Here is a 24586-nt window from a genome sequence, read left to right on the forward strand (position 1 = left end):
GCATCTACTCCTTGGGGGTGGTGTCGTGGCGCTGCGGTTCCGGCTGTTCCCGCATGTCCGGCTGTTCCCGCATGTCCGGCTGTTCGCGCGTGTCCGGCTGCTCGGGCTGTTCGCTGTCGTCCGGCAGGGGCTGGGCCTCGGCGAGGCCGATGCCCCTGCGGAAGGCGGCCATGAGCCCGGGGTCATGCAGCTCGGGCTCCTGTGAGGGCGGTGGCGGAGGCCCGTCCCGCAACTGTGGAGCGAGGTGCTCCTGGCAGCGGCGCTTGGGCAGTTGGGGCCGGCTCAGGAGGCCGCCGTGGGCCGCACCGCCGTCGACGGGCTCGGGCGGGGTGGTGGGCCGGCGGCGTTTGCCGTGCCGGACGCCGGGGCGCGCGGCGGCGGGTGTGGGACGGCGTTCCTGCGTGTTGCGTACGGGCAGGGGCGCGGGCCCAACGGGTGCGGCGGGCCTGGCGGTTACGGGGGCGGGAGCCGGGGACGAAGCCGAGGTCGGCCCGGCAGGCCCGACTGGCCAGGCTGATGCAGGTGGTACGTCTGGTGGGGGCGGCACCACCGGTGCCTGTGCGGCGGGCGGAGGCGGCGCCTCGTACAAGGGCTCAGGTGCCACCGTGGTGTGCTGCCGCGGTACGGGTACGACGACCGTGGGCGAGGACACGGGAGCCCCGGTGGGTACGGGCGGCTGACCGTGCTGCCCGGCCCCCGGCTCCTCCGGCTGCCCGGTGCCCGGCGCCTCCGCCTGCTCCGCGCCCAGGAGCGCCCGCGGTACGACCAGTACGGCCTGCACCCCACCGTAGATGTTCGGCTGGAGCCGCACCGCGATCCCGTGTCTCCGGGCGAGCGCCGAGACCACGAAGAGCCCGATCCGCCCGTCCTGGAGCAGACGCGCGACACTCACCTGGTCGGGATCGGTGAGCAGCGCGTTCATCCTCTCCTGCTCGCCGACGGACATTCCGAGACCGCGGTCCTCCACCTCGACGGCCAGACCCGCCGTCACATGCTGGGTCCGCAGCAGCACATGGGTGTGCGGGGACGAGAACTGCGTGGCGTTCTCGATCAGTTCGGCCAGCAGATGGATCACATCGGCGACGGCGTGGCCGCACAGGGCGCCCTCGATCGGCGGCACCAGCTTGATCCGCGGATACTGGTCCACCTCGGCGATGGCCGAGCGCAGCACCTCGCTCATCATGATCGGCCTGGTCCACTGGCGCCGGGAGACGGCCCCGCCGAGGACGGCGAGATTCTCCGCGTGCCGGCGGATACGGGTCGCGAGATGGTCGACCTGGAAGATGCCCTTGAGCAGTTCGGGGTCCTCGACCTGGTTCTCCAGCTCGTCGATGATCTGGATCTCACGGTGGACCAGCGACTGGAGCCGGCGGGCCAGATTGACGAAGACCTCCACCTTCTGTTCGTTGCCGACACTGGTGGCGATCCGGGACGCCTGGAGGACGGCGGTGACGGCCGCTTCGTGCGACCGGCCCATCTCCCGTGCCAGGACGTCGAGTTCGTCCCCGGTGGGCGCGTCGGCCGGAGGCGGCGGCTGCGGGCGGCGCGCGGTCACGCGCTCGCCCCGCCCGATCTGCTCGACGACCGCACGGAGTTCGGCCTGACCGCGCGCGGTGGTGCGGCGCAGGGCCTCGCAGCGGTCGACGATGGACTTGGCCGTACGTTCCGCTCCCAGGGCCGCCGCGCCGATGGCCGCGAAGGCGAGCATCGCGGTGCCGACCAGCGCCGTCCAGATCTCGGCGGTCGGTTCGGCCGCGGTGGAACGGAGCGTGACCACCACGGCGGCGGCACCGCTCAGCGCGGCGACTATCGCCGGAAGGACGGCGGTGCGCAGGAGTTGAGGACGCATCCGGGCGTCCGGCGGCAACGGCCCGCTCCCCGTTGCCCTGGCCGCGGATGACAGCGAGCGGGTGCCCGGCCGGCCGTGCCGCCCGCCCTCACGGCGCTCCGGCCGTGTGACGGGTGCGCGAAGTTGAGACATCAGTGTCCTCGTACGTGGGGCCCCAGGAATCGGCAGCGTGGTGCTCTCGGCAGTGGCGCACCGGCAGGGCCGTCGTACGGCACATAAGCCCTCCGTTGATCACCGGACACACACAGTAGTCGCCACTCGTTCATCTGTGATGGGCAGTTGACCAACTTGCCCACAGAGCGTCCCGCTCCGGGATGAGTCCTCGCACACCAGCCCGAAATACCGCATTGGCGGTTCACGGGCCCAACTCGACGCGGCGCCGGGCCCGGTCTTCGTTCTACGGGGTGGGTTTCACGGGTCGGTTTTACCCGGGCGCCTCTACACGGGGAGCTTTACGCGGGGGCCGTACGCAGGGGCCATACGCAGGGGCTTTACGCGGGCGACGGGAGGATCACCGAGCGGGTGAGATGGCGCGGGCTGTCCGGGTCGAGGCCGCGGCGGTCCGCCAGCGCGAGGGCGAGCCGCTGGATCCGTACCAGCTCGGCAAGCGGGTCGAGCCGACCGGCCACCCAGAGCGCGCCGGTCGCCCGTACCTGCTCCGCCAGGCCCTCCGGAGCGGGACCGAGCGCCCAAGTCGCCGTCCCCCGGGTGGAGATGCTGATCGGGCCGTGGCGGTACTCCATCGCCGGATACGCCTCGGTCCAGGCGAGCGACGCCTCACGCATCTTCAGCGCGCCCTCCTCCGCGAGCCCGACCGACCAGCCCCGCCCGAGGAAGGTGAACTGCGTGCAGTCGGTCACGCCTTCGGGGAGCGGGTCCGTGAGAGCGCTCTCGGCGTCCCTGACCACGGCGTCGGTGTGCAGACCGAGATGGGCCCGCAGCAGGGTGAGGGCCGTGGTCGCGAACCGCGTCTGGACGACGGACCGTTCATCGGCGAAGTCCAGAACGACCAGGTCGTCGGCGGCCGAACGCACCGGGGTGGCGGGGTCAGCCGTGATCGCGGTCGTACGGGCCGTACCGCGCACATCCGCGAGCAGCCGCAGCACCTCGGTGGTCGTACCGGAGCGGGTCAGCGCCACGATCCGGTCGTAGCGCCGGCCCGCGGGGAACTCGGAGGCGGCGAAGGCATCGGTCTCGCCCAGGCCCGCGCCCTCGCGGAGCGAGGCATAGGCGCGGGCCATGAACAGCGAGGTGCCGCAGCCGACGACGGCCGTGCGCTCGCCGGCCCCGGGCAGTCGGTCGCGCACCTCGTCCGCCAGCGCCGCCGCCCGGCGCCAGCACGCGGGCTGGGTGGTCAGTTCCGCCTCGACATGCGTCATGCGCGTCTCCACTCCCCTGCATTCCCCGGAATCGGTTCCCCGGGCATGCTACGGAGTGGCCGGGCGGCACGGGGCCGGAGGTCCGGCCCGGGAAGAGGCCTGAAGCATCAGACCTCACACCTCGGGCATCAAGCCTGAAGCCTCCGGCATCAAGCCTCGGGCAGCAGGCCTCATCAGCACCAGGAGTTCCGGAGCCTCACAGCTCTCACTGTTCTCAGGCGGGTGAGGCCTTCCCGGCCGGTTCCTCGGACTTGCCCCCACCCGCCGCACCGGAGTCCTGAGCGGCGGCAACACCCGCAACGCCGGCGACCGCACCGGGGACCGCGGGCCAGCCGCCCGCCGGGACCACCGCCACCGGCCGCCACCAGGGGGCCGTCGGAATGTCCTCGCCGGTCGGCTCGAAGGGCTCGCCGGGGCGCGGCAGCGCGATCGCGGCTCCCGCCTCCGCGCCGGCCGCGACCGTACCCTCACCGGGCTCGGCCCAGGGATGCGGCGCGAGATTGAACGTACCCCAGTGGATCGGCAGCATCACACCGCTCGGCCGCCCGCCCTGGAGATCGAGGTGGGCGCGCATTCCCTCGGCCGGGGTCATATGGATGTCCGGCCAGTAGTCGCTGTAGGCGCCGATCTGGATCATGGTGGCGTCGAACGGGCCGTGCTCGGCGCCGATGTCCTGGAAGCCGGCGAAATAGCCGGTGTCCCCGCTGTGGTAGATCCGGTGCTCGGGTCCCGCGACGGCCCAGGACGCCCAGAGCGTGTGCTGCTGGTTGCGCAGGCCACGGCCGCAGAAGTGGCGTGCGGGAGTGGCGGTGAGCCGGATGCCGGCGACTTCGGCGGACTCGTTCCAGTCGAGTTCGCGCAGCCGGTCCGCGGGCACGCCCCAGCGCTCCAGATGGGCGCCGACGCCGAGCGGCACGGCGAAGACCGTGTCCGTGGAGGCGAGGGCCCGGATCGTGGGCAGATCGAGGTGGTCGTAGTGGTCGTGCGAGATCACCACGACATCGAGGGGGGCGAGCGAGGCGAGCGGTACGGGCACAGGGTGCAGCCGCTTGGGGCCGACAAAGGCGAACGGTGAACACCGCTCGCCCCAGACCGGATCGAAGAGCACGCGCCGGCCGTCGATTTCGGCGAGCACGCTCGAATGGCCCATCCAGGTGAGCCGAAGCCCGGAGGACGGGGGTTTCGCCAGGTCGGCGAGGGTGGTGGAGTGCACCGGGACGGTGCCGCTCGGGGCCCGCCGTGCCCGCGCCTCCTTCTGGAAGTAGACCTTCGCGAACTCCAGACCGGAGCCGGACGGTCTGGTCCTGGCACCCACCGGGTTCTGGAACACCCCGTCGGCGAAGTTCGGCGAGCGGTGGATCCGCTCCAGCCTCGCTCCTGCCGAGTCGGCCCCGAAGGCCGCGGGTCGCAGCGAGCGCAGCCGGGAGCGCAACGAAGGGGTGGAACCAGTGGCTGTCACAGCACCTCCTGGAGGTTCGGTGTTGTCCCATTATGTCCGGGCGGGTTTCTGTGTGCGGGGCGAATGGACAGGACTGCCCCCGTCCCGCGCACGGCCGTACAACGTCGTCACCGCCCCCAGGATTCCCAGGAACACCCCTGAACTCGGCCCGGTCCGGGGCGATGAGACGGAACGCACCCTTTGACATACTGACCAGCGATTCAGTTGACCGTTCGCTCACACGTACGACGGGGAGACCGCCCGATGCCGCTGCTGTCGCTCACCTGGACGGACCATGTCACCGGCCGCCGGGGTTTTCTGGTCGTGGACCGGCTGGTACGAGGGGTCGCCAGCGGCGGGCTGCGGATGCGCGGAGGGTGCTCGCTGGAGGAGGTGACCGGTCTGGCCCGTGGCATGACCATGAAGGAGGCCCTGCACTTCGACGCGGACGACCCGACCGTACGGTATGTACCCCTCGGCGGCGCCAAGGGCGGTATCGACTGCGATCCGCGCGACCCCGAGGCGTACGGCGTGCTCGTCCGCTATCTGCGCGCCATGCGCCCGTACATCGAGAGCTTCTGGACCACGGGTGAGGATCTGGGCCTGACCCAGGACACCGTGGACAGGGCCGCCGCCGAGGCCGGTCTCGTCTCCACGATCCAGGCGGTCCACCCGCTGCTCGACGACGAGCGGGCGGCCAGGCAGCGCCTCGCCGACGCCTTCGCGGTGCGGGTCGACGGCATCGGTCTGGACGCGCTCGTCGGCGGCTGCGGGGTCGCGGAATCCGTGCTCACCGCACTCGACCGGGCCGGGACCGCGTACGAAGGAACCCGGGTCGGTGTCCAGGGGCTCGGCACAATGGGAGGCGCGACGGCCCGCTTCCTGTCCCGGGCCGGGCTGACGATCGTCGCCGTGGCCGACATCAAGGGCACCATCGCGCACCCGGACGGCCTGGACATCGAGTCCCTGCTCGCCGCCCGGGACCCGTACGGCACGGTCGACCGCGCCGCGCTCCGCCCCGGCGACCTGGAACTGCCGGGCGACGCCTGGCTCTCCGCCGACGCGGAGGTACTGGTGCCCGCGGCCGTCTCGTATGCCATCGACACCGGCAACGAGGCCGGGATCAGGGCCCGTTGGATCGTCGAGGCGGCGAACATGCCCGTGCGGCCCGAAGCGGAGGAACTGCTGACCGCGCGCGGTATCACCGTCCTGCCCGATGTTGTCGTCAACTCGGCGACCAACGCATGGTGGTGGTGGACCCTCTTCGGTGACATCGGCCCGCAGGCGGAAGAGGCCTTCGCCCACACCCGCCGCGCGATGCGCACCCTGGTCGGCACCATGCTGACCCGCGCCGAAACCGACCGCACCACTCCCCGTGCCGCCGCCCACACCATGGCCGCGGCCCGCCTCCAGGTCATCGCAGAGCGATACGGCTGGTACCGGTGAGGGCACCGGAAGATCGATAGGGTGGGCCGCGTGGCGAGGGTGCGGCTGGGTGTGGCGGAGCGGCGCGAGGAGTTGCTGCGGGCCGCCGTCGGACAGATCGAGGCACGCGGGGTGGCGGCCCTGCGGATCGCTGATGTCGCCGCCGCGCTCGGTGTCAGCAGCGCCCTGGTGCTCTATCACTTCTCGACGAAGGAGAAGCTGGTCGCGGCCGCCTTCGCGTATGCCGCGCAGGACGATCTGGCCCGGCTGCGCGCGCTGCTCGGCCGGCGTGCGAGCGCGCTGGAGCGGCTGCACGGCGCGGTCCGCTGGTACGCGCCGACCGGCGAGGCCAAGGGCTGGCGGCTGTGGATCGAGGGATGGGCGGCGGCGCTGCGCGAGCCCGCACTGCGCGAGGTGGCGCTCGGTCTCGACCGGCAGTGGAAGACGGCCCTCGCCGAGGTGGTCGCCGAAGGCACGACGGCGGGCGAATTCGCTTGCGCGGACCCGGTGTCGGCGGCGGGCCGGCTGACGGCCATGCTGGACGGACTCGCGGTTCAGATGACGTCGTACGCGGGTTCGCTGCCGCGCACCACCATGCTGGAGTGGGCGGACGAGGCGCTCGCCCGCGAACTGGGCGTCGACCGCGCGGCGTTCGACAGGCCCGGGAAATAACCGGCGGCCACACCGGAGCCGCCGGACATCCGGAACCACACAGGGAGACGGAAGACTGTGGCACAGCAGCAGACCGATCCGACGGATCAGCTCGGCCATGATGTGCTGGTCGTCGGGGGCAGCGGGGTGGACACCGTCGTCCGGGTGGACTCGCTGCCGGTTCCGCTCGCGGACTCGGTCGGGGTCGGGCCGATCCGCGAATGGCCCGGCCACAGCGGCGGCAATGTGGCGCTCGGCTGCCGGGCGCTCGGCCTGGACGTCAAGTTCCTCGACTTCATAGGGGACGACTGGACGGGAGGCCAGGTCCGCGAACGGCTCACAAAGGGCGGGGTGGACTTCGAGGTGCTGATCTCCCCCGCGGGCACCCGGCGCGCGGTCAATCTGGTGGACAGGACGGGCCGCCGGATGTCGTTCTACGACGGCCGGGACCCGGCCGATCTGCGGATGCCGCGTGACTCCTATCTGCCTCACCTCCGGCGTGCCCGGCATGTCCATCTGTCGATCACCAACTTCGCTCGTTTCCTCTACGACGACATCGAATCGCTCGGGGTCCCCGCCTCGACCGATCTGCACGACTGGGACGGACTCAGCGACTACCACAGGGACTTCGCCCTCCGATCCGATCTGGTGTTCCTCAGCGCGGCCGGGGCCGGTGAGCGGATCGCCTCGGTGATGCGGGAGATCCTGCGCGAGGGCCGGGCCGAAGCGGTGATCGCGACGGCCGGCGCGGGCGGCTCGTATCTGATGACCCGTCAGGGAAGCCGTACGCCGCGTCCGATCCCCGCGACCATTCCGCCCGCGCCGGTGGTGGACTCCAACGGTGCGGGTGACGCGTACGTCTGCGGTTTCCTGTACGGACGGCTGGCCGGGCTGGACCTCGAAGCCTGTGCCCGGATGGGCGCGGTGGCGGGTGCCTACGCCTGTACGAGCGGGGGCAACGAGGCACTGATCGGCCCGGACGCGCTGGACACCAGCAAGCTCAAGACCCTCCGTAAGTGAGCGGTCCCGACCCTGACGGCCGGACCGGACGCGCCTGCCCTGTCCAGGCCGGATGCGGACAGGCCGGGGCTCGGCGGTCCGGGCATGGGCAGACCGGGCCTGGACGGGTCCGCCGCGCCGGGCGCCGGGCTGAGAAGTCCGGGGCCCGGCCGAGTCCTGGGCCCGCCCACGCTCCAGCCCGCCGCTGCCCCGGCCCGGTAGCGCGCCCGGCCGGCCGGGGCACCGCTCAGGTCTGGCGTATCGGCTCGTACTCCGCCGCTTCGAGTCCGAACGTCCAGGCGACCCCCTGCTTCGCCGTCCTGGTCGTGGGCGGCACCCGCAGCCAGTACGTACGGTACGTACCGTCCGGCTCCGGAGTGGAGTTGACCACCTCGACCATCGCTATGTCCTCGTCCCCGTCGAGCGCGATCCGCCACAGCACCCCCGTCTCGTCCCGGTGGACGGGCCGGGCCCCCGACTCGCTCAGATAGCGGTCGTAGCCGTAGTACTCCAGCATCACCCGGCGCAGCTCGGCATTGGCCTCGTCGCGGATCCGCTCCGGGGTGAGGGACGCCAGCTCACTCAGGAACCCGGCGGGGACCGGCATTCCACGCCAGGCGTACAGCGCGAACCCGTCCGGGTAGGCCAGCGCCGGGCCGTCGCCGCGGTCGAGTCTGCCCGCCTCGTCGCGGTGGAGTTCCGCGGGGCGCTCGCATATCACCACCGCGCGTTCGTACGGCCACCACCAGCCCGCGTGCCGCGCCACCTCGGCGAGTCCCTCAAGGCGCTCGCTGCGGCCGTCGAAAGCCGCGAGCCAGGCCGCGTCGTGCTGTCCGAGCACCGCGTCGAGCAGCACCGCGCGGATCCCGGCCGCCTCCGCGGGCTTGGCCGGCTCGCCGATGAGCGCCTCCACCACCCCGGTCCTTATCCGCTCCGCGAGCGCCCGGCCGGTGTCCCAGAGCTGTGCGCCGGTGGCGCTCCAGTGCTCGGCCCAGCCCGCCGGTCCCAGCGCGTCATGCAGCCTGCGCCGCTCCTCGGCCCAGGGACGGGTGCGCACCTCGTCGCGCACCGACCGTCCCGCGTCGTCGAGCGACCGCGCCAGCTCCGCCCCGGCCAGCGGCGATCCGGCCCAGATGATCCGCTCGGGCTCTTCGAGGCCCGCCCTGCGGTAGGCGAGCCGTACCCCGCGCTCGGCCGCCGGCCGGTCCGTCTCCCCCGTCGCCGCCGCGACGGCCCGCCACGTGTCCATTCCACTCATGTCCGACTCCCCGTCCCCTGTCATTCCTGTCTCCGCTCCGCACACCCGCGCCCGTATCCGCGGCGGCACCGGCACCGCCGCACGGTCGCTCAGTCCGCGACCACACGCACCGCGCCCGGCAGGTACTCGCGCTGGCGCACCACCCGGAACCACCCCTTGGGCAGCGGTATCGCCGCGTGCTCCTCGTGCACCACCCGCCCGCCGTCCGGGAGATGGAGATACATCGGCCCGGCCGTGCCGCCCGGCTCGCGGATCAGCCGGCCGGGGCCGGTCACCGCGTGGGCATGCCCGGTGACCTCGCCGAGCGCCAGGACCAGCCGCCCCCGCGCGTCCCTCGGCTCGCCGGACACCCGTCCCGCGTCCACCAGACGAGACGGCACGGACTCCTCCGCGACGGGCGTGATCAGTACGTCTCCCTGCCGGAACATGGCTCTCCCCTCCACCGGTGGCGCCGAGTGCGCCGAACCTGAGAACGACGCTAGACGGGGGGTCTGACAATCCCGCCCCGGCAACCGGCGTTGTCAGTGCCGCTTGGTAGAACTGCTCCACATCAGCCGATCTACGTCACCGGTGTCTGGAGCATCCGCCATGACCATTTCGAACCATTTGCAGGAGCTGTACGGCCTGCCCGCGTTCGACTTCCCCTCCGCCGGCACCAAGGCGGAGCTTCCGGCCCCGGCCTCCGTGGCCTGGCGGATCGCTGTCGAGGCGTACGAGGCGAAGGAGCAGTGGGAGGAGGCCTTCGCCCGCTTCACCGAGACCGTGGACACCACCGAGGTCAGGGCGCTGATCGCGGGCTCGTGGAGCGATTCGTACGAGTCGGGCCCGGAGGACGTGATATCCGCCCTGGTGGAAGCGCGCGACCGGCTGCCCGCGCTGCGTTCGCTGTTCCTCGGCGACATCATCGGGGAGGAATGCGAGATCTCCTGGATCAACCAGGGGCTGGTGAACCCGCTGCTCGACGCCTTCCCGAAGCTGCTGGAATTCGGTGTCCGGGGCGGCCAGGAACTGCGCTTCACCCCCTTCCGCCATGAGCGGCTGCGCTCGCTCACCATCGAGACGGGCGGTCTGGACGCCGAGGTCGTGCGGGCCGTCGGCGCGAGCGACCTGCCCGCGCTGGAGCATCTCGACATCTGGCTCGGTGTCGACAATTACGGCGCGAACACCGAAGTGGCCGACCTGGCGCCGATCCTGGCGGGTTCACGCCTCCCGAGCCTGCGGTATCTGGCCCTGCGCAACAGCGAGATCCAGGACGAGATAGCCATCGCGATGGCGAGCGCCCCGGTCGTCGCCGGTCTGGAGGTCCTCGACCTGTCGATGGGCACCCTTGGCGACGAAGGAGTCGAGGCACTGCTCGCGGGCCAGCCGCTCACCCATCTCAAAAAGCTCGACCTGCACCACAACTATCTGGGCGAGACGATGCGCGAGCGCGTCCTCGCCACTCTCGGCGCGTCCGGCGTCGAAGTCGTCGCCGAGCAGGGGGACATCGACTGGGTCGAGGAAGATCCGGACTTCCGGTACACCGCGGTCTCGGAGTGATCCGATGCCGCCCCTGACCCTGGCCGTCGTCGGGAATCCCGGCAACCGCCGCACGGCCCTGTTCCAGGACGCCGTACGGGCCGCCGGGCTGCCCGCCGCCCGCGAGGTGGCCTGGCTCGATGTGCTGCGCGGCCGGGCGGTGTTCAGGGCCGGGGAGACCGTACGGATCGACTCGCCCGGCGAGGACCCCGAGGTGGACCGGCTCCTGCGGGGTACGGACGACCCCACCAGGGTCGAGGGCACCGGCCGCTGGTACGAGCGGTTCATGGCCGCGGCCCGGGAGGTGGCCCGGACCGCCTCCGCCGCCGGGGCCGAACTGCTCACCGTCCCGGGAGAGCTGGCGGTTCTCTTCGACAAGCGGCTCTGCCATGGGGTGCTGGACGAGGCGGGGGTGCCGGTCCCCGTCTCGCCCACCTCGGGCCCGGCCGTCCCGGCCGTGTCCGGCTGGGACGACATACGGTCCCTGATGGCCGGTGCGGGACTGCACCGGGCGTTCGTCAAACTCGCCCATGGCTCCTCGGCGTCCGGGGTCCTGGCCGTCGAGACGGCGGGTCCCGGACGGGTGCGCGCCACCACCTCCGTCGAGCGCGACAGCGCGGGCCGGCTGTTCAACTCGCTGCGGGTGCGCCGTTATACGACCGAGCGCGAGGTGGCCGCGATCGTGGACACCCTCGCGCCCGACGGGCTGCATATCGAGCAGTGGGTACCCAAGGCGGCGCAGGAGGGCAGGTCGGCGGATCTGCGGGTGGTGGTCGTCGCGGGCCGCGCCACCCACGCGGTCCTGCGGACGAGCGCCTCCCCCATGACCAATCTGCATCTCGGCGGCCGGCGGGGGGATCTCGACGCGGCCCGCGCGGCGATCGAAGCGGCGGGCGGAAGCTGGGCCTCGGCCCTCGCCGTCTGCGAGGAGGCGGCGGCCTGTTTCCCGGACACCCACTGTGTGGGCGTCGATCTGCTGCCTGCCCGGGGGTGGCGGCGGTTCGCGGTCTGCGAGGTCAACGCTTTCGGCGATCTGCTGCCCGGTCTCACCGGCCTGGCGGGCCGTGGCGCCGAAGGCCTGGACACCTACGCGGCCCAGCTCGCCGCCCTGCCCGTCCGTACGAGAGCCCGGACCAGACCCCGTACAAGACCCCGGGCTGCGCACCGGACGGCCAAGGAGAGAAATGACCGAGAAGCGACCACACCGATATCCGAGACGCGGCTGAAATGACCGCCGCGATCCCCGATATGAACGAGGTGGTCGGGCGGGACGATCTGCTGCTCGTCACCCTCGACACCCTGCGCTTCGATGTCGCGCGGGAACTCGCGGCGGCGGGCCGGATCCCCCGTCTCGCCCGCCATCTCCCGGGCGGGCACTGGGAGAAGCGGCACGCGCCCGGCAGCTTCACCTATGCCTCGCACCAGGCGATCTTCGCCGGGTTTCTGCCCACCCCCGCCGTGCCGGGCAGCCATCCCCGCCTGTTCGCGGCGCGCTTCGGGGGCAGCGAGACCACGGCCGACCGTACGTTTGTCTTCGACACTCCCGATCTGGTCTCGGGCCTGGCGGCGGCCGGCTATCACACGGTGTGCGTCGGCGGAGTCGGCTTCTTCAACCGGCGCGGCGCACTCGGTTCCGTACTGCCCGGCCTGTTCCAGGAGAGCCACTGGGAGCCGGAGTTCGGAGTGACATCCCCGGAATCCTTCGAAGCGCAGATCACCCGCGCGGAGAAGATCGTCGCCGGTCTGGAGCCCGACCGGCGGCTGTTCCTCTTCGTCAATGTGTCGGCGCTGCATCAGCCCAACTGGTTCCATCTGCCGGGCGCGACAAGGGAGGCGGGCGACTCCCGGGCCTCGCACGCCGCCGCTCTCGAATATGTCGACCGGCACATCGGACGGCTCTTCGCCGCCGCCAGCAGCAGGCGCCGCTGCTTCACGATCGTCTGTTCCGACCATGGCACGACCTACGGCGACGACGGCTGGACGGGACACCGGCTGGGCCACGAGGCCGTCTGGACCGTGCCGTACGCCCATTTCTTCCTGGAGCACGGGGGCACCCGATGAGCAGCACCACAGGCGTCACCGCGCCACGCCCGTACGAGAGTTACGTCTACGCCTATCCGCACAAGACGGCCTACCGTCCCCTGCCCGACCGCCCGGCTCTGCGCGAGCTGTGGGCCGGTGAGCGCAAGGACGCGCTCTCCCTCTATCTGCACATACCGTTCTGCGAGGTGCGCTGCGGGTTCTGCAATCTCTTCACCCGGATCGGCGCCCCCGACGAGCTGACGACCCGTTACCTCGACGCGCTCGACCGGCAGGCGACCGCCGTACGTGACGCGCTCACCGGCCCCGGTCGGGGAGGCACCGATCCGGTACGGTTCGCCGCCGCGGCCTTCGGCGGGGGCACCCCCACCTTCCTCGACGCCGGGGAGCTGGACCGGCTGTGCGACATCGCCGAGAAGCGGATGGGCGCCGAGCTGCGGTCCGTCCCGCTCTCCGTGGAGACCTCCCCCGCGACGGCGACCACCGACCGGCTGGCCGTACTCGCCGACCGCGGCACCACCCGGCTGAGCATCGGCGTCCAGAGCTTTGTGGACGCGGAGGCGAGAGCCGCCGTACGCCCGCAGCGCCGCGCCGAGGTCGAGGCCGCGCTCGGCCGTATCCGCGATACCCGGATCCCGGTGCTCAACATCGATCTGATCTACGGCATCGACGGCCAGACCGAGCTGACCTGGCGCCAGTCCCTGGACGCGGCGCTTGCCTGGCGGCCCGAGGAGCTGTATCTCTACCCCCTGTACATACGGCCGCTCACCGGTCTCGACCGGCTCGGCGCGGGCGGCGACGCCGCCTGGGACGCGCAGCGGCTGCGGCTGTACCGGCAGGGCCGTGACCTGCTGCTCGCCGAGGGGTACGAGCAGGTGTCCATGCGGATGTTCCGCCGCCCGGACAGCCTCTCCGGCACCCGAACCGACGCCCGGGCCAACGACGTCGAAGCCGACGGGACGCAGGCCGACGGAGCCCGGGCCGACGGCACATGGGCCGGCAGCCCCCCGGTCGGCGGCTTCCCGCGGACCGATGACCACGCGTGCCAGACCGACGGCATGATCGGTCTGGGCTGCGGCGCCCGTTCGTACACCTCGGGGCTCCACTACTCCTTCGACTACGCGGTCGACATGCGCCAGATACGCACCATCATCGACACCTATACGGCGACGGAGGACTTCTCCCGGGCAGAGGTCGGCCGCCGGATCGACGGGAACGAGGCACGCCGCCGCCATCTGCTCCAGTCGGTCCTCCAGGCCCAGGGCATGGATGTGGCCGGCTATCGCGAGCGGTTCGGCTCGGCGCCCGCCGAGGACTTCCCCGCCGAGCTGGACCGGTTCGCGGATCTCGGCTGGCTGGACTCCGCCGCGGGCCCCGGGCTGCTGCGGCTCTCGCCGGAAGGCCTCGCGCACTCGGACGCCCTGGGCCCGGCGCTCTTCTCTTCTTCCGTTCGGGCCGCGATGGCCGAGTACGAAGTGAAGTGAGCCGCCCCATGAACCCCGAAAAGCCCCTGCTTGTCATACAGCCCGTGGCCCCCGGGCCGCCGGGGGCCGCCATGGATCTGACCATCCTCTACCGCGGTCCGCTCGCCTCCTGCGACTACGACTGTCCCTACTGCCCGTTCGCCAAGCGACGTGACAGCCGTGAGCAGCTCCGCGCCGACCGGGAGGCGCTGGAGCGGTTCACCGCCTGGGTGTCGGAGCGGCGGGACGACCGGCTGTCCGTACTGTTCACCCCCTGGGGCGAGGGGCTGGTCCGCTCCTGGTACCGACGTGCCCTCACCGAGCTGTCGCGTCTGCCGCAGGTCCGCCGGGTGGCCATCCAGACGAACCTCAGCTTCCGCACCGACTGGCTGGCCGGTGCGGACCCGGAGAAGCTTGCGCTGTGGTGCACCTACCACCCGGGCCAGACTCCGTACGACCGCTTCCTCGCCAAGTGCCATGAGCTGGCGGACCGTTCCGTGCGGTTCAGCGTGGGCGTCGTCGGCCTCCCCGAGCATCTGGAGCTCGCCCGCAGGCTGCGCGCCGAGCTGCCCGCGCACATCTATCTCTGGATCAACGCGGCCGAGGGACACGGCTATACGGACGAGGAGGCCGCCCGGTGGACGGATCTCGACCCCCTCTTCCCGTACAGCCGCCACCCCCATCCCTCGGCCGGACTGCCCTGCCGCACCGGCGAGTCGGTGATCTCGGTGGACGGCGAGGGGACCGTACGGCGCTGCCACTTCGTCCGTACGGAGCTGGGCAACCTGTACGACGGTTCGTACCGCCAGGCGCTCGCGCCCCGGCCGTGCCCCCTGGCGGTGTGCGACTGCCATATCGGCTATGTGCACCTGGAGACACTGCCGCTGTACGACGTCTTCGCGGGCGGAGTGCTGGAGCGGATCCCCCGTGCCCCGGGCCGGTCTCAGTTCGGCGGGCCCCCGAGGGAGATCTGAGTGGTGTTCCGGTCATCGTTCAGCTCGATGTTCTCGGCACTGACCGAGAGGTGCGTGTTGTCGGTGAACCGCAGCCTCAGCCGCATGTCGAACCGCCAGGTGTCGTCCCCGTTGGGATGGATGGTGACCGTCGCGGTCCCGTTGGAGAGTCCGTCCTTCGTGGTCTCCGTGAGCACATCGAGGGGGTAGGGCCCCGCCGTCGTCCCGTCCTTGAACTGACCGAACGGCACGGAGATGGAGGCCGCCTCCACGCCGTCCGGTGTCCTGACCGAGATATTGATCCCGGTGTCGTGGTCGCGGTCCTCATTGGCCGTGACGAACGTGACCGCCCCCGCCGCGAGCCTCGCACTGCCGTTGTCCGCCATCGCAACCCCCTGAACCCACAGCGCCGTTGTCGGGCTCTCCCCTGGCCGGCGCCACACCGGAGGACCCCTTCGGCTCGGTTATCGCCAAGGCGGGAGCGGCCCATGCGGCAACGCCGCACGGTCCATTCTGATGAGTGAAAATCACTCCGAACCGGAACTCGTAGCCAAAATCGACGTCATCCCCCCGGCTCCGTCCTCACTGCCTCAGCGGCAGCAGATCCGGACGCTTGGCCTCCACATGGTCGCCCGAGGACTCCCCGCGCAACCGGCGCCCGATCCAGGGCACCAGATACTCGCGCGCCCAGTTGATGTCGTCCCGCCGCACCTCGAATGCACCGCGCGGCGGCTGCGGCGGCCACGCCTGGTCCGGATCGGCGGGTACGTCGAGCCCGAGCACCTGCGCGGCACGCAGCGCGACCCGGGTGTGGCCCTCGGGGGACAGATGCAGCCGGTCGTCGTCCCATGCCCGCCTGTCCTGGACGGACTTGAGGGACCAGAGATCGAGCACCGGACAGTCATAGCGGTCGGCGATCGCCCGTACATGAGCGGTGTACGTGGCGATCTTGCCGCGCAGATGCCGGAGTACGGGAACGCCCCGGGTGTCGAAGCCGGTCGTCACCATGACCGTGCCGACAGCGCCGGTGAGATCAGCGACGGCCCGCTCGAAACGCTCGGCCACATCGTCCGGATCGGTGCCCGGCCGGATGATGTCATTGCCGCCGGCACAGAAGGTCACCAGGTCGGGGGCGAGTTCCTTCGCCCGGGGGAGCTGCTCGTCGACGATCTGGTCCAGGAGCCGGCCGCGTACGGCGAGATTCGCGTACCGGAAATCACCGTGCACGGTGTCCGGGGCGTCCCCGGAGAACGCCGCCCCGTCCGCCAGCCGGTCGGCCAGCAGCACCGCCAGCCGGTCCGCCCAGCCGACATACCGTCCGTCGGGTCCGGGATCGCCCACGCCCTCCGTGAAGCTGTCACCGACCGCCGTGTACGACGTGTACGACCCGAATACGCCTCTTCTTCTTGATCTCGAATCGTCTGCCACAGCAGGATATCTTTCCCCCGCAGATGTGGCCTACGCGACCGTAGGGAGGGCTTGACGGCTGGTGAGATATGCCATCGGTCAATTTTCGGCCAACCGGGAATAGGCGCAACGGCCTCTGCCCGGCGCAGAAGCGCCGGGCAGAGGTACGAGCTACGAGCTGCGCAGAGGTACAGGCTACGAGGTAAGAGGTACCGCTGTTCCGCCCCTTGGATGCTGTCGTCGCTCAGATGTCGACACCCTGATCGCGGAGGTACGCCAGCGGGTCGATGTCCGAACCGTAGTCCGGTCCGGTACGGATCTCGAAGTGCAGGTGCGGACCGGTGACATTGCCGGTGGCGCCGGAGAGACCGATCTGCTGGCCCTCGCTGACCGTGTCGCCCTCGGAGACGGAGATGGAGGACAGATGGGCGTACTGCGAGTAGTGGCCGTCGCTGTGCTGGATGACGACCTCGTTGCCGTACGAGCCGCCCCAGTCCGCCGTCACGACCGTGCCCGCGCCGACCGCCTTCACCTCGGTGCCCGAGGAGACGAGGAAGTCCACACCGGTGTGGTAGCCGCTGGCCCAGGAACTGCCGGAGGCGTGGTACGGAGTGCCGATCTCGACATCGTCGACGGGCGTGGTGAAGCCCGAACCGCTGCTCTGGTCCGGCGAGTCCGAGGGCGCGGGAGCCGCCCCGGAGTCGTCCGCCGGCGTGGTGGTGGACGGGTCCGGGGAATCGGAGGAGTCGGACGGCTTCGCCGGGGCTGCGGGCTTGGCGTGGTGCCCGCCCCTGGCCTTGATGGTCAGCTTCAGCCCGGGGTGGATCAGCGACGGGTCGGGTCCTACGGCCTCGCGGTTGTCCGCGTACAGCTTCTTCCAGCCGCCGTGGACATGCTGCTGACTGGCGATCCTGGACAGATAGTCGCCCGCGACCACGGTGTAGGTCCGCGTCCTCTGATGGGACTTCTTGGCGGCGGCCTTCTTCTCGGTGGAATGCGCGGACTGCTCCGCGGAGAGCTGGTGCTCGGGAACGGCCTGGGGGGCGGTGGCGGGCGCGGCCTTCTCGGCGGCGTGGGCGCCGGTGGCGCCTATGAGCGGAAGTGCGATGGCGGCTCCGCCGGTGCCGGCGGCTATGAATCCGCGCGATACCGGGTTGGCCTTGGGACGGCGGTGCTTACCCTTCGCGGGCATGGCGAATTCCTCTCCGGCGCCTGCGAGGTGAGCTGTCGGGTTCGGACTGGAGATGCCCGGTCGCGTATGGTGCGCGACTTCACCCCGAGCCGTTCCGGAGTTTCCGGATCGGCGTACTACCTGGTTCCCCCGCTCCTGCCACGCGTTGCTGGTCGGATGTGAATTCCGAGCGGCGGCAGGATTCGGCGTTCCGCCCGGAGTGAGGGTGAATTTAAGCGAGCGGGACGAGCGGAACAAGCATTTCTATTCCCCCGGCTGAACTTCTTCTGAACTTCCTCGCATTTATCCCGGCATTACCGGTCACCCTGTGTGGACCGCGGTCGCCAATTTCCGCTTCGGCTCGGGAGATCCGGTACGGAGAGCCGCCACGGAACGTCACGAATATGATCCTGCTCACGGGCGGGTTCCCATCTCATCCGTGAACAGGACAGGCCATACAGAATCACTCAATACGGACAGATCGACATTTGACCGATATTCACGGTCGTGCAATGTGGCATGCGATGTCCGAATAGTCCCGCAGGAATCCCGACACTCGAACTGATTGCCCTGGGAACAGATGTCGTAGGGTCAGAGGTCGACCTTGTCGGCGAGCCGCGCCGGCATCGGACATGGAGGAGCAGGCCGTGACGCAGCAGGTCCCGTCGACAGAGCCCGAGCTGGCCGGCGTGCGCAACTTCCGTGATGTCGGCGGACTGCCCACCACGGACGGCAGGCGGGTGAGGACCGGAAGACTCTTCCGCAGCGGCCATCTCGCCAACGCCACCGCGGCAGACGCGGCCTTTCTCGCCTCCCTCGGCCTCCATACGATCTTCGACTTCCGCAATGCCGCCGATCTGAAGCTCGACGGCGCGGATGTGGAGCTGCCCGGCGTACGGAATGTGAACATCCCGCTCACCGACCCGGCCGACGGCGCCGAGTTCTGGCGGATGGTCAGGGACGGCGACCTCGACCAGCTCCGCTCGCTCCTCGCGGACGGCAGGGCCGCGGCCCGGATGACCGGATCGTACCGGTCGATCATCACGGACCGTACCGCCGAGCACAGCCGGGTCCTGCACGCCCTGGCCGAGGACAGCATGCCCGCGCTGATGCACTGCGCGGCGGGCAAGGACCGGGCCGGTCTGTCCATCGCGGTGGCCCTGCTCGCGGTCGGGGTGGAGCCCGAGGCGATCGAGGCGGACTATCTGAAGTCGAACGACCCGCACCGCCGCTATCCGGTCCGGCGCAGCGACAACGCCCCCGAAGGGATGTCGGGCGAGGTGATGGAGCTGCTCAGGCCGCTCTTCGACGCGCGCGCCGAGTATCTCGCCACGGCCTTCGAGACGATCGACAAGACCTGGGGCGGCACCGAGGCGTATCTCACCGAGGGCCTGGGGCTCTCCCCCGAGACACGTGAACGGCTGCGCGCCCGCCTTCTCGACTAGATCGGCCCCGGCGGTGTCGTGGTTGGGACATGTCCCAACCACGACACCGTGAATCAGTGACAGCCCCTCCGCCGCTACCAGATTCTGTCCAACACCGCGTGACCACGGAGTTGAACGAAGGGGCTGGACAGATGAGACGTATCCGCCTGACGGCGGCGGTATCGATGGCCTTGCTGATGACCGCGGGTGCCATGGCGCCGGTTTCGGCCCAGGCCGCCGCCGCTTCGGCCCGGGCCACCGCCGCTTCCGCCCGGTCCGCCGCCCAGGACCCCGGTACTGCCGCGCCCGCCCCCGCGGGCACCGCCGCGACGGTACGGCTGATCACCGGTGACCGGGTGACGCTCGGCACGGGCCCGGACGGAAAGCGCGCGGCCTCGGTCGTGCCAGGACCCGGCCGCGACGGTGTCCTCTTCCAGACCGCCGAGCAGAACGGCCGGCTGACCGTACTTCCCTCCGACGCCATGGACCTGGTCTCCGCCGGAACACTCGACCGCGAACTCTTCGATGTGACCGCGCTCGTCGCGCAGGGGTACGACGAGGTCCACACTTCCACGTTGCCGCTGATCGTCTCGCAGCCGGCCGGGGCAGCGGCCGCCCGGACGCTCCGTACCCTGTCCGGCTTCCAGGACGGTTCCGTACCCGCCCACACGCTGGAGAGCATCGGCGCCCGCTCGCTGCGGATACCCGCCGACGACCTCGGCGCGTTCTGGAAGACGCTCGCCCCCGCCGCGGACTCGATGAGCGCCGCCGGCCTTCGCGCGACACCCAAGGTCTGGCTGGACGGCAAGGTCGGCGCCGCCCTGGACCGCAGCACCGGACAGATCAACGCGCCCGCCGCCTGGGGCGCCGGCTACCGGGGCAAGGGGGTCAAGGTCGCCGTCCTCGACACCGGCGCCGACGGAACGCACCCCGATCTCGCGGGCCGGATCCTGGAGGCCAAGGACTTCTCCGCCAGTGGCGGGACCGAGGACGTCTTCGGCCACGGCACCCATGTCGCGTCCACCGTCGGCGGCACCGGCGCCGCCTCGGGCGGCAGCCGCCAGGGCGTCGCCCCGGAGGCCGGCCTGCTGATCGGCAAGGTCCTCGGGAACGACGGGTACGGCACCGAGTCCCAGGTCATCGAAGGCATGGAGTGGGCCGCGGCCGAGGGCGCCAGGGTCATCAACATGAGCCTGGGCTCCGACACCCCGACCGATGGCACCGACCCCATGAGCCTGGCGGTGAACGGGCTCAGCGAGAGCAGCGGCGCCCTGTTCGTGGTGGCCGCGGGCAACAGCGGGGAGCAGGGGCAGCGTACGGTCGGCTCGCCCGGCGCCGCCGACGCGGCCCTCACCGTGGGCGCCGTGGACCGCGACGACTCGCTCGCCCCGTTCTCCAGCCGCGGGCCCCGCCTCGGCGACGGCGCGGTCAAGCCCGATGTCACGGCACCCGGCGTCGGAATCGTGGCCGCGCGCGCCGCAGGAACGACCATGGGCGACCCGGTCGACCAGTACTACATCTCCGCGTCCGGCACCTCGATGGCCACACCGCATGTGACCGGAGCCGCGGCCCTGCTCGCGCAGGAGCACCCGGACTGGCGCGCGGACCGGCTCAAGGACGCCCTGGTCAGCACGGCCCGTACGGTGGACGGGCAGCAGCCGCCCCAGCAGGGCGGCGGCCGGATCGACTTGGCCGCTGCGGCACTCGGCCCGCTGACCGCGACGGGCACCCTCGCGCTGGGCCCGTTCCGGGCAGGGAGCACACCCACCGCCGCCGACGCCTCCGGCACCATCCGCTACACCAACACCTCCGCCGCAGCGCTCTCCCTCCGGCTGACGGCCCGGCTCACCACCAGCGGCGGCCGCGTCCTGGCGGCCGACGCGCTCCGGCTCGGAGCGGACTCGGTGGAGGTCGCCCCCGGCGCCACCGTCGACGTACCGCTGACCGCCGATCCGTCACGGGCCGAGCGCGGCGACTACTACGGCTATGTGACCGCCACCACGGCTGACGGCAGGACCACCGTGCACACCACGGTGAGCCTTGTCGTCGACGGCCCGGTCCACCGTCTCACCGTCAACACCATCGACCTCCAGGGCAATCGCATCGAAGCGCTCCCGACCATCTGGGGCCCGGACGGCTTTGTCGGCTACACCAGCCTCTCGCCGGCGGTCGCCGAGGTGGAGGAGGGCACGTACCAGCTCAGCCACTCCTCCATCGCCGACGCGGACGACGGTCAGGAACTGCGCCAGGTCGTCGTGCCCGAGGTGAAGGTCACCGGGGACAGGTCCGTCACCCTGGACGAGCGCGCCACCACCCCGGTCGAGATCCGCACCCCTCGGCCCGCCGAACAGCGCGGCATCGTCAGCTATCAGACGTACCGTCAGATCGACGGGCGGAGTCTGATCCAGGGCGTGATGTTCTTCGACATCGCCAAGCGCGTGTACATCAGCCCCACCGCGCCCGTCACCGACGGCACCTTTGAATTCGCCTCGCGCTGGCAGCTCGTGGCCCCGCTGATCGAGGCCGAGGCGGCGGGCACTGAGAGCGCTCTCGACCCGTACTACATGCCGTCCTCCCCGCTCTTCGGCGACAAGGGCGTACGGCTGACCGCGGTGGACGCCGGTACGGCCACGGCCCCCGACCTCCGTACCTCCCGGGTGCGCGGCAAGCTCGCGGTCGTCCGCGGCGTCGGCGGGAACGAACGGGACCTCGCGCGGGCGGCGGCCGAGGCCGGCGCCAAGGGGATCCTGCTGGTCTTCCCGTCCCGCTACCCGTGGACCCGCTGGGACCCGGTGGGCGACCGCTACGCCGTGCCGGTGGTACGGGTGAGCGAGACCGGCGGCACCGCACTGCTGGCCCGGCTCAAGAAGCACAGCACCACGGTCGCCATCTCCGGCACCGCCAGGAGCCCCTATCTCTACGATGTGATGCAGGTGTCCGCGGGCCAGGTCCCCCAGCGGGTCGTGCACACCGTCTCGGACCGCAACACCGCCCAGGTGCACACCACTTACGCCGAGAACGGCGGTGTGCCGTGGGCGAGCGAGCAGCGGTTCGGCTGGCGCCCGTACCAGTCCACCGCCTGGAACCAGTACACCCGCCATGTGCCGACGGCCCATGAGCGCACCGAGTACATCAGTTCCGGCGACACGCTCTGGCAGCACTTCGTCAATCACACGACCACCTTCGACATCGACGCCCCGCTGATGGCCGGGCTGAAGGACGCGCCGCGTACGTACCAGGCCGGCGCACGGAGCGAAGAGCGCTGGTTCGGCGCGGTGGTACGGCCGTCCGCCCCGGAGGGCTCCGGGCTGGTCTCCACCCGCTCGGGCGACGTACTGGCGCTGCGCATCCCGGAGTTCACCGACTCCGCGCCCGGCCACTGGTCGCGCACGGTCCTGGCGGGCGGCGGCATCGGCACCTCCGGTACCGGCATCAGCACCTCCACCACCGGCATCGGTTCCTCTGGTCCGGGCAGCACCGCCGAGGAGGGCGACTCCAGTTCAGCGGTCCTGTACCGCGACGGCACAAAGGTCAGTGAGACCGACGGCGCCTGGGGCGACCTCGAAGTCGCCCCGGGGACGGCCGACTTCCGGCTCGACCTGACGACCTCGCGCGTCTCCGACGAGTGGGAGTTCGGCACCCGTACCGCCACCTCGTGGACCTTCCGCTCCGGCACCACGGCCGAGCGTGAGCCACTGCCGCTTCTCCAACTCGACTACGACGTACGGGCCGACGCCCACAACGCGGTATCCGGCGGGCGCAGCCATGACATCGGTCTGACTGTGCGCGGCCAGGACGGTACACCGGTACCGAGCGGTCTGACCGTACGGGTCGACACCTCGTACGACGACGGCAGGACCTGGGCGCGGGCGCGGGTCGGCAAGCAGGGGCGGAACGGCTTCACCGCCACCGTCGAGCGGCCGGCCCGTCAGCACGGCGACGCCCATGTGACCCTGCGGGTGTCCGTCACCGACCGCGCGGGCAATGGCGTACGGCAGACCGTCGAGCGCGCCTATCTGCTGCGCGGATAGCGGGAGTTGGCGCAGGGCGGCGGGTGTGCGGGCGCGGTACGGCCCGTGCACCCGCCGCGCCACGTCCCGTACCCCGCCGTCCGCCCCCTCCCTGTACCCGAGGCGCCCCCGCGACCAGGGCGTATAGTGCGCTGGCGCGTGTGAGACCGCCGGAGAGAGCGGGCGGTCCACGGGGAGGGAGCACCATGCTGGAGCCGGCAGGCCTCACACCGGCCGAGGAGACCGTCTACCGCATGCTCGTGACGGTGCCCGCGGCCCCGGCGCAGGAGATCGCCGCCCACTGCGGTCTGCCACCGGACGAGACCGAACGCGTCCTGGCCTCGCTCACCGCCAAAGGCCTCGCGAGCGGTACGGACCGGGCGCCGCGCAGCTTCGCCGCCACTCCCCCGGACGTCGCCCTGCTGCCGCCGCTCCAGCGCAACTCCGACGCCCTGGACAAGGCACGTACGGCGGTGACCGATCTGTTGGAGACCTACCGCCGCACCCGGCGCCGCCGCGATCCCGACCAGCTCATCGAAGTGATCACCGGAGCGGAGGCGCTGCGCCAGCATCTGCGCCAGATCCAGGACAGCACCCGCCACGAGATGCTGTGGTTCTGCAAGGCGCAGTACGTGGCGATGCCGTCGGGCAGCAACCGCGCCGAGTTCGACGCCCTCGCGCGCGGAGTGCGCTACCGGGTGCTGTACGAACGCGCGTTCTTCGACGATCCGGGCGCCGTCGGCAATGTGGTGGAGGGGGTGCGCGCCGGGGAGATCGCCCGCGCGGTGCCGCATCTCCCGCTGCGGCTGGCCGTCGCCGACCGCGCCATCGCGATCTGTCCGCTCGTACCGGGCGGCCCGTCCGGCGGTTCCGAGGAGCCGACGACGGCGCTGGTGCGCGGGAGCAGCCTGCTGGAGGCGCTGGTCGCGCTGTTCGAGCGGTACTGGGAGGACGCCGTGCCTCTGGACGTCAGCCCGTCGGGCACGGTCAGCGGGACGGACGGGGTCACGCACGGGGACGCGCTCTCAGCGACGGACAAGCAGTTGCTGTCGCTGCTGGTGGCGGGCGTCGCGGACAAGGCCATAGCGAGTCAGATGGGCCTCAGCAGACGGACCGTGCAGCGGCACATCCAGGGGATGATGACGCTCGCGGGAGCGACGACACGGATGCAGCTCGCGTGGCAGGCGGCGCGCCGGGGCTGGCTGTAACCGCTCTCAGGCCGCTCGCCGGGAAGCTCTCCGGCCTCTCAGCGGCCGGGCCTCTCAGTCACCGGGCCTCCGAGTCGCCGGGCCCAGAGCCGCCAGGCCTTCGAGCCGCCGAGTCGCTGGGCGGCCGAGTCGCCCGGCAGCGGCGTCGCCCGGGTGCCATTCGCGCTGTCCGCCTCTGTCCGCCTCTGTCCGCCTGTCCGCTACTGCTGTGCGCCGACGTGGAAGAGCAGATAGAGGAAGCCCGCGAAGAGATGGCCGGCGATCAGATAGGCGAAGAGCCGGATGACCAGCCCTCTCGGGAACTTGCTCTCCTGATCACCGGTACGCTCCGGCGCCCGCTCCTCCGGCCCGGCCGAAAGCTGTGCGGTGTTGTCCGGCTCAGACATGCCAGTC

Annotated in this window: 20 protein-coding genes and 1 riboswitch; of the genes, 11 read left to right on the plus strand and 9 right to left on the minus strand. The window is 71.2% G+C overall.

Translation table 11 applies throughout. From position 1 onward, the window contains the following. Positions 1-4 precede the first annotated feature (4 nt). The 3 genes from KQY30_RS03950 to KQY30_RS03960 form a co-directional block, all read right to left on the minus strand. Positions 5-1981, minus strand: coding sequence for an ATP-binding protein (locus KQY30_RS03950; protein ID WP_254406931.1), 1977 nt, complete (start codon positions 1979-1981; stop codon positions 5-7). Between the two features lie 359 nt (positions 1982-2340). Then, positions 2341-3228 carry an SIS domain-containing protein gene (locus KQY30_RS03955; protein ID WP_217305578.1) on the minus strand — a complete coding sequence of 296 codons (888 nt, stop codon included), beginning with the start codon at positions 3226-3228 and terminating at the stop codon, positions 2341-2343. Positions 3229-3442: 214 nt separating this feature from the next. Continuing rightward, entirely contained in the window at positions 3443-4687 is a 1245-nt protein-coding gene (locus tag KQY30_RS03960; RefSeq protein WP_217305579.1) for an MBL fold metallo-hydrolase, read from the minus strand. 243 nt (positions 4688-4930) lie between these two features. On the opposite strand from KQY30_RS03960, the gene KQY30_RS03965 reads away from it, so the two are divergent. The 3 genes from KQY30_RS03965 (at position 4931) to KQY30_RS03975 (ending at position 7762) form a co-directional block, all read left to right on the plus strand. Further along, a complete protein-coding gene (locus tag KQY30_RS03965; RefSeq protein WP_217305580.1) occupies positions 4931-6112 on the plus strand; it encodes a Glu/Leu/Phe/Val dehydrogenase dimerization domain-containing protein in 1182 nt (393 codons plus the stop codon). Between the two features lie 30 nt (positions 6113-6142). Continuing rightward, a complete protein-coding gene (locus KQY30_RS03970; RefSeq protein WP_198533793.1) occupies positions 6143-6763 on the plus strand; it encodes a TetR/AcrR family transcriptional regulator in 621 nt (206 codons plus the stop codon). A 105-nt stretch (positions 6764-6868) separates the two neighbouring features. Next, on the plus strand, positions 6869-7762 hold the full coding sequence (locus tag KQY30_RS03975; protein WP_217310719.1) for a carbohydrate kinase family protein: 894 nt from the start codon (positions 6869-6871) through the stop codon (positions 7760-7762). A 226-nt stretch (positions 7763-7988) separates the two neighbouring features. Here the strand turns inward: KQY30_RS03975 and KQY30_RS03980 are convergent, their stop codons facing one another. Further along, positions 7989-8999: a DUF6745 domain-containing protein gene (locus KQY30_RS03980; RefSeq protein ID WP_217305581.1), complete on the minus strand. Its 1011-nt coding sequence runs from the start codon at positions 8997-8999 to the stop codon at positions 7989-7991. Between the two features lie 89 nt (positions 9000-9088). Further along, positions 9089-9427: a hypothetical protein gene (locus tag KQY30_RS03985; RefSeq protein ID WP_217305582.1), complete on the minus strand. Its 339-nt coding sequence runs from the start codon at positions 9425-9427 to the stop codon at positions 9089-9091. 160 nt (positions 9428-9587) lie between these two features. On the opposite strand from KQY30_RS03985, the gene KQY30_RS03990 reads away from it, so the two are divergent. From KQY30_RS03990 to KQY30_RS04010, 5 genes are all read left to right on the plus strand, one after another. Next, positions 9588-10538 (plus strand): STM4015 family protein, encoded by a 951-nt coding sequence (locus KQY30_RS03990; RefSeq protein WP_217305583.1) that lies wholly within the window; start codon positions 9588-9590, stop codon positions 10536-10538. A 4-nt stretch (positions 10539-10542) separates the two neighbouring features. Then, on the plus strand, positions 10543-11748 hold the full coding sequence (locus KQY30_RS03995) for an STM4014 family protein (RefSeq protein ID WP_217305584.1): 1206 nt from the start codon (positions 10543-10545) through the stop codon (positions 11746-11748). A gap of 17 nt (positions 11749-11765) precedes the next feature. Next, complete coding sequence (locus KQY30_RS04000) at positions 11766-12578, plus strand: STM4013/SEN3800 family hydrolase (RefSeq protein WP_217310720.1); 813 nt, start codon at positions 11766-11768, stop codon at positions 12576-12578. Next, positions 12575-14041 carry an STM4012 family radical SAM protein gene (locus KQY30_RS04005; RefSeq protein WP_217305585.1) on the plus strand — a complete coding sequence of 489 codons (1467 nt, stop codon included), beginning with the start codon at positions 12575-12577 and terminating at the stop codon, positions 14039-14041. Before KQY30_RS04000 ends, KQY30_RS04005 begins: the two co-directional genes overlap by 4 nt. A gap of 71 nt (positions 14042-14112) precedes the next feature. After that, positions 14113-14994 carry an STM4011 family radical SAM protein gene (locus KQY30_RS04010; protein WP_217310721.1) on the plus strand — a complete coding sequence of 294 codons (882 nt, stop codon included), beginning with the start codon at positions 14113-14115 and terminating at the stop codon, positions 14992-14994. On the opposite strand, the gene KQY30_RS04015 is transcribed toward KQY30_RS04010, so the two are convergent. From KQY30_RS04015 to KQY30_RS04025, 3 genes are all read right to left on the minus strand, one after another. Further along, a complete protein-coding gene (locus tag KQY30_RS04015; RefSeq protein ID WP_217305586.1) occupies positions 14964-15359 on the minus strand; it encodes a hypothetical protein in 396 nt (131 codons plus the stop codon). The genes KQY30_RS04010 and KQY30_RS04015 overlap by 31 nt on opposite strands. A gap of 196 nt (positions 15360-15555) precedes the next feature. Further along, positions 15556-16401: an SGNH/GDSL hydrolase family protein gene (locus KQY30_RS04020; protein WP_217305587.1), complete on the minus strand. Its 846-nt coding sequence runs from the start codon at positions 16399-16401 to the stop codon at positions 15556-15558. Between the two features lie 223 nt (positions 16402-16624). Beyond that, on the minus strand, positions 16625-17572 hold the full coding sequence (locus KQY30_RS04025) for a LysM peptidoglycan-binding domain-containing M23 family metallopeptidase (RefSeq protein WP_217305588.1): 948 nt from the start codon (positions 17570-17572) through the stop codon (positions 16625-16627). 4 nt (positions 17573-17576) lie between these two features. Continuing rightward, positions 17577-17770: riboswitch (cyclic di-AMP (ydaO/yuaA leader) on the minus strand. A 428-nt stretch (positions 17771-18198) separates the two neighbouring features. Between KQY30_RS04025 and KQY30_RS04030 the strand changes: the two genes are divergently transcribed. From KQY30_RS04030 to KQY30_RS04040, 3 genes are all read left to right on the plus strand, one after another. Then, the gene (locus tag KQY30_RS04030; RefSeq protein WP_217305589.1) at positions 18199-18996 is read left to right on the plus strand and encodes a tyrosine-protein phosphatase; all 798 of its coding nucleotides are present in this window, start codon (positions 18199-18201) and stop codon (positions 18994-18996) included. A gap of 131 nt (positions 18997-19127) precedes the next feature. Next, the gene (locus KQY30_RS04035; RefSeq protein ID WP_217305590.1) at positions 19128-23006 is read left to right on the plus strand and encodes a S8 family peptidase; all 3879 of its coding nucleotides are present in this window, start codon (positions 19128-19130) and stop codon (positions 23004-23006) included. A gap of 185 nt (positions 23007-23191) precedes the next feature. Further along, positions 23192-24193, plus strand: a complete 1002-nt coding sequence (locus tag KQY30_RS04040) for a LuxR family transcriptional regulator (RefSeq protein ID WP_217305591.1) — start codon at positions 23192-23194, stop codon at positions 24191-24193. Positions 24194-24393: 200 nt separating this feature from the next. On the opposite strand, the gene KQY30_RS04045 is transcribed toward KQY30_RS04040, so the two are convergent. Beyond that, complete coding sequence (locus KQY30_RS04045; protein WP_217305592.1) at positions 24394-24579, minus strand: DUF6126 family protein; 186 nt, start codon at positions 24577-24579, stop codon at positions 24394-24396. Positions 24580-24586 lie beyond the last annotated feature (7 nt).

It is taken from the genome of Streptomyces sp. GMY02 (assembly GCF_019056675.1).
GTDB classification, from domain to species: Bacteria; Actinomycetota; Actinomycetes; order Streptomycetales; family Streptomycetaceae; genus Streptomyces; species Streptomyces odonnellii.

What these genes read in the sequence shown, in the direction of transcription:
- KQY30_RS04035 (WP_217305590.1), top strand. Translation starts at nt 19,128, where the DNA reads ATGAGACGTATCCGCCTGACGGCGGCGGTATCGATGGCCTTGCTGATG.
- KQY30_RS04025 (WP_217305588.1), bottom strand. Translation starts at nt 17,572, where the DNA reads ATGCCCGCGAAGGGTAAGCACCGCCGTCCCAAGGCCAACCCGGTATCG.
- KQY30_RS03990 (WP_217305583.1), top strand. Translation starts at nt 9,588, where the DNA reads ATGACCATTTCGAACCATTTGCAGGAGCTGTACGGCCTGCCCGCGTTC.
- KQY30_RS04015 (WP_217305586.1), bottom strand. Translation starts at nt 15,359, where the DNA reads ATGGCGGACAACGGCAGTGCGAGGCTCGCGGCGGGGGCGGTCACGTTC.
- KQY30_RS03955 (WP_217305578.1), bottom strand. Translation starts at nt 3,228, where the DNA reads ATGACGCATGTCGAGGCGGAACTGACCACCCAGCCCGCGTGCTGGCGC.
- KQY30_RS04040 (WP_217305591.1), top strand. Translation starts at nt 23,192, where the DNA reads ATGCTGGAGCCGGCAGGCCTCACACCGGCCGAGGAGACCGTCTACCGC.
- KQY30_RS03985 (WP_217305582.1), bottom strand. Translation starts at nt 9,427, where the DNA reads ATGTTCCGGCAGGGAGACGTACTGATCACGCCCGTCGCGGAGGAGTCC.
- KQY30_RS03995 (WP_217305584.1), top strand. Translation starts at nt 10,543, where the DNA reads ATGCCGCCCCTGACCCTGGCCGTCGTCGGGAATCCCGGCAACCGCCGC.
- KQY30_RS03965 (WP_217305580.1), top strand. Translation starts at nt 4,931, where the DNA reads ATGCCGCTGCTGTCGCTCACCTGGACGGACCATGTCACCGGCCGCCGG.
- KQY30_RS03980 (WP_217305581.1), bottom strand. Translation starts at nt 8,999, where the DNA reads ATGAGTGGAATGGACACGTGGCGGGCCGTCGCGGCGGCGACGGGGGAG.
- KQY30_RS04010 (WP_217310721.1), top strand. Translation starts at nt 14,113, where the DNA reads ATGGATCTGACCATCCTCTACCGCGGTCCGCTCGCCTCCTGCGACTAC.
- KQY30_RS04005 (WP_217305585.1), top strand. Translation starts at nt 12,575, where the DNA reads ATGAGCAGCACCACAGGCGTCACCGCGCCACGCCCGTACGAGAGTTAC.
- KQY30_RS04045 (WP_217305592.1), bottom strand. Translation starts at nt 24,579, where the DNA reads ATGTCTGAGCCGGACAACACCGCACAGCTTTCGGCCGGGCCGGAGGAG.
- KQY30_RS04000 (WP_217310720.1), top strand. Translation starts at nt 11,766, where the DNA reads ATGAACGAGGTGGTCGGGCGGGACGATCTGCTGCTCGTCACCCTCGAC.
- KQY30_RS03950 (WP_254406931.1), bottom strand. Translation starts at nt 1,981, where the DNA reads ATGTCTCAACTTCGCGCACCCGTCACACGGCCGGAGCGCCGTGAGGGC.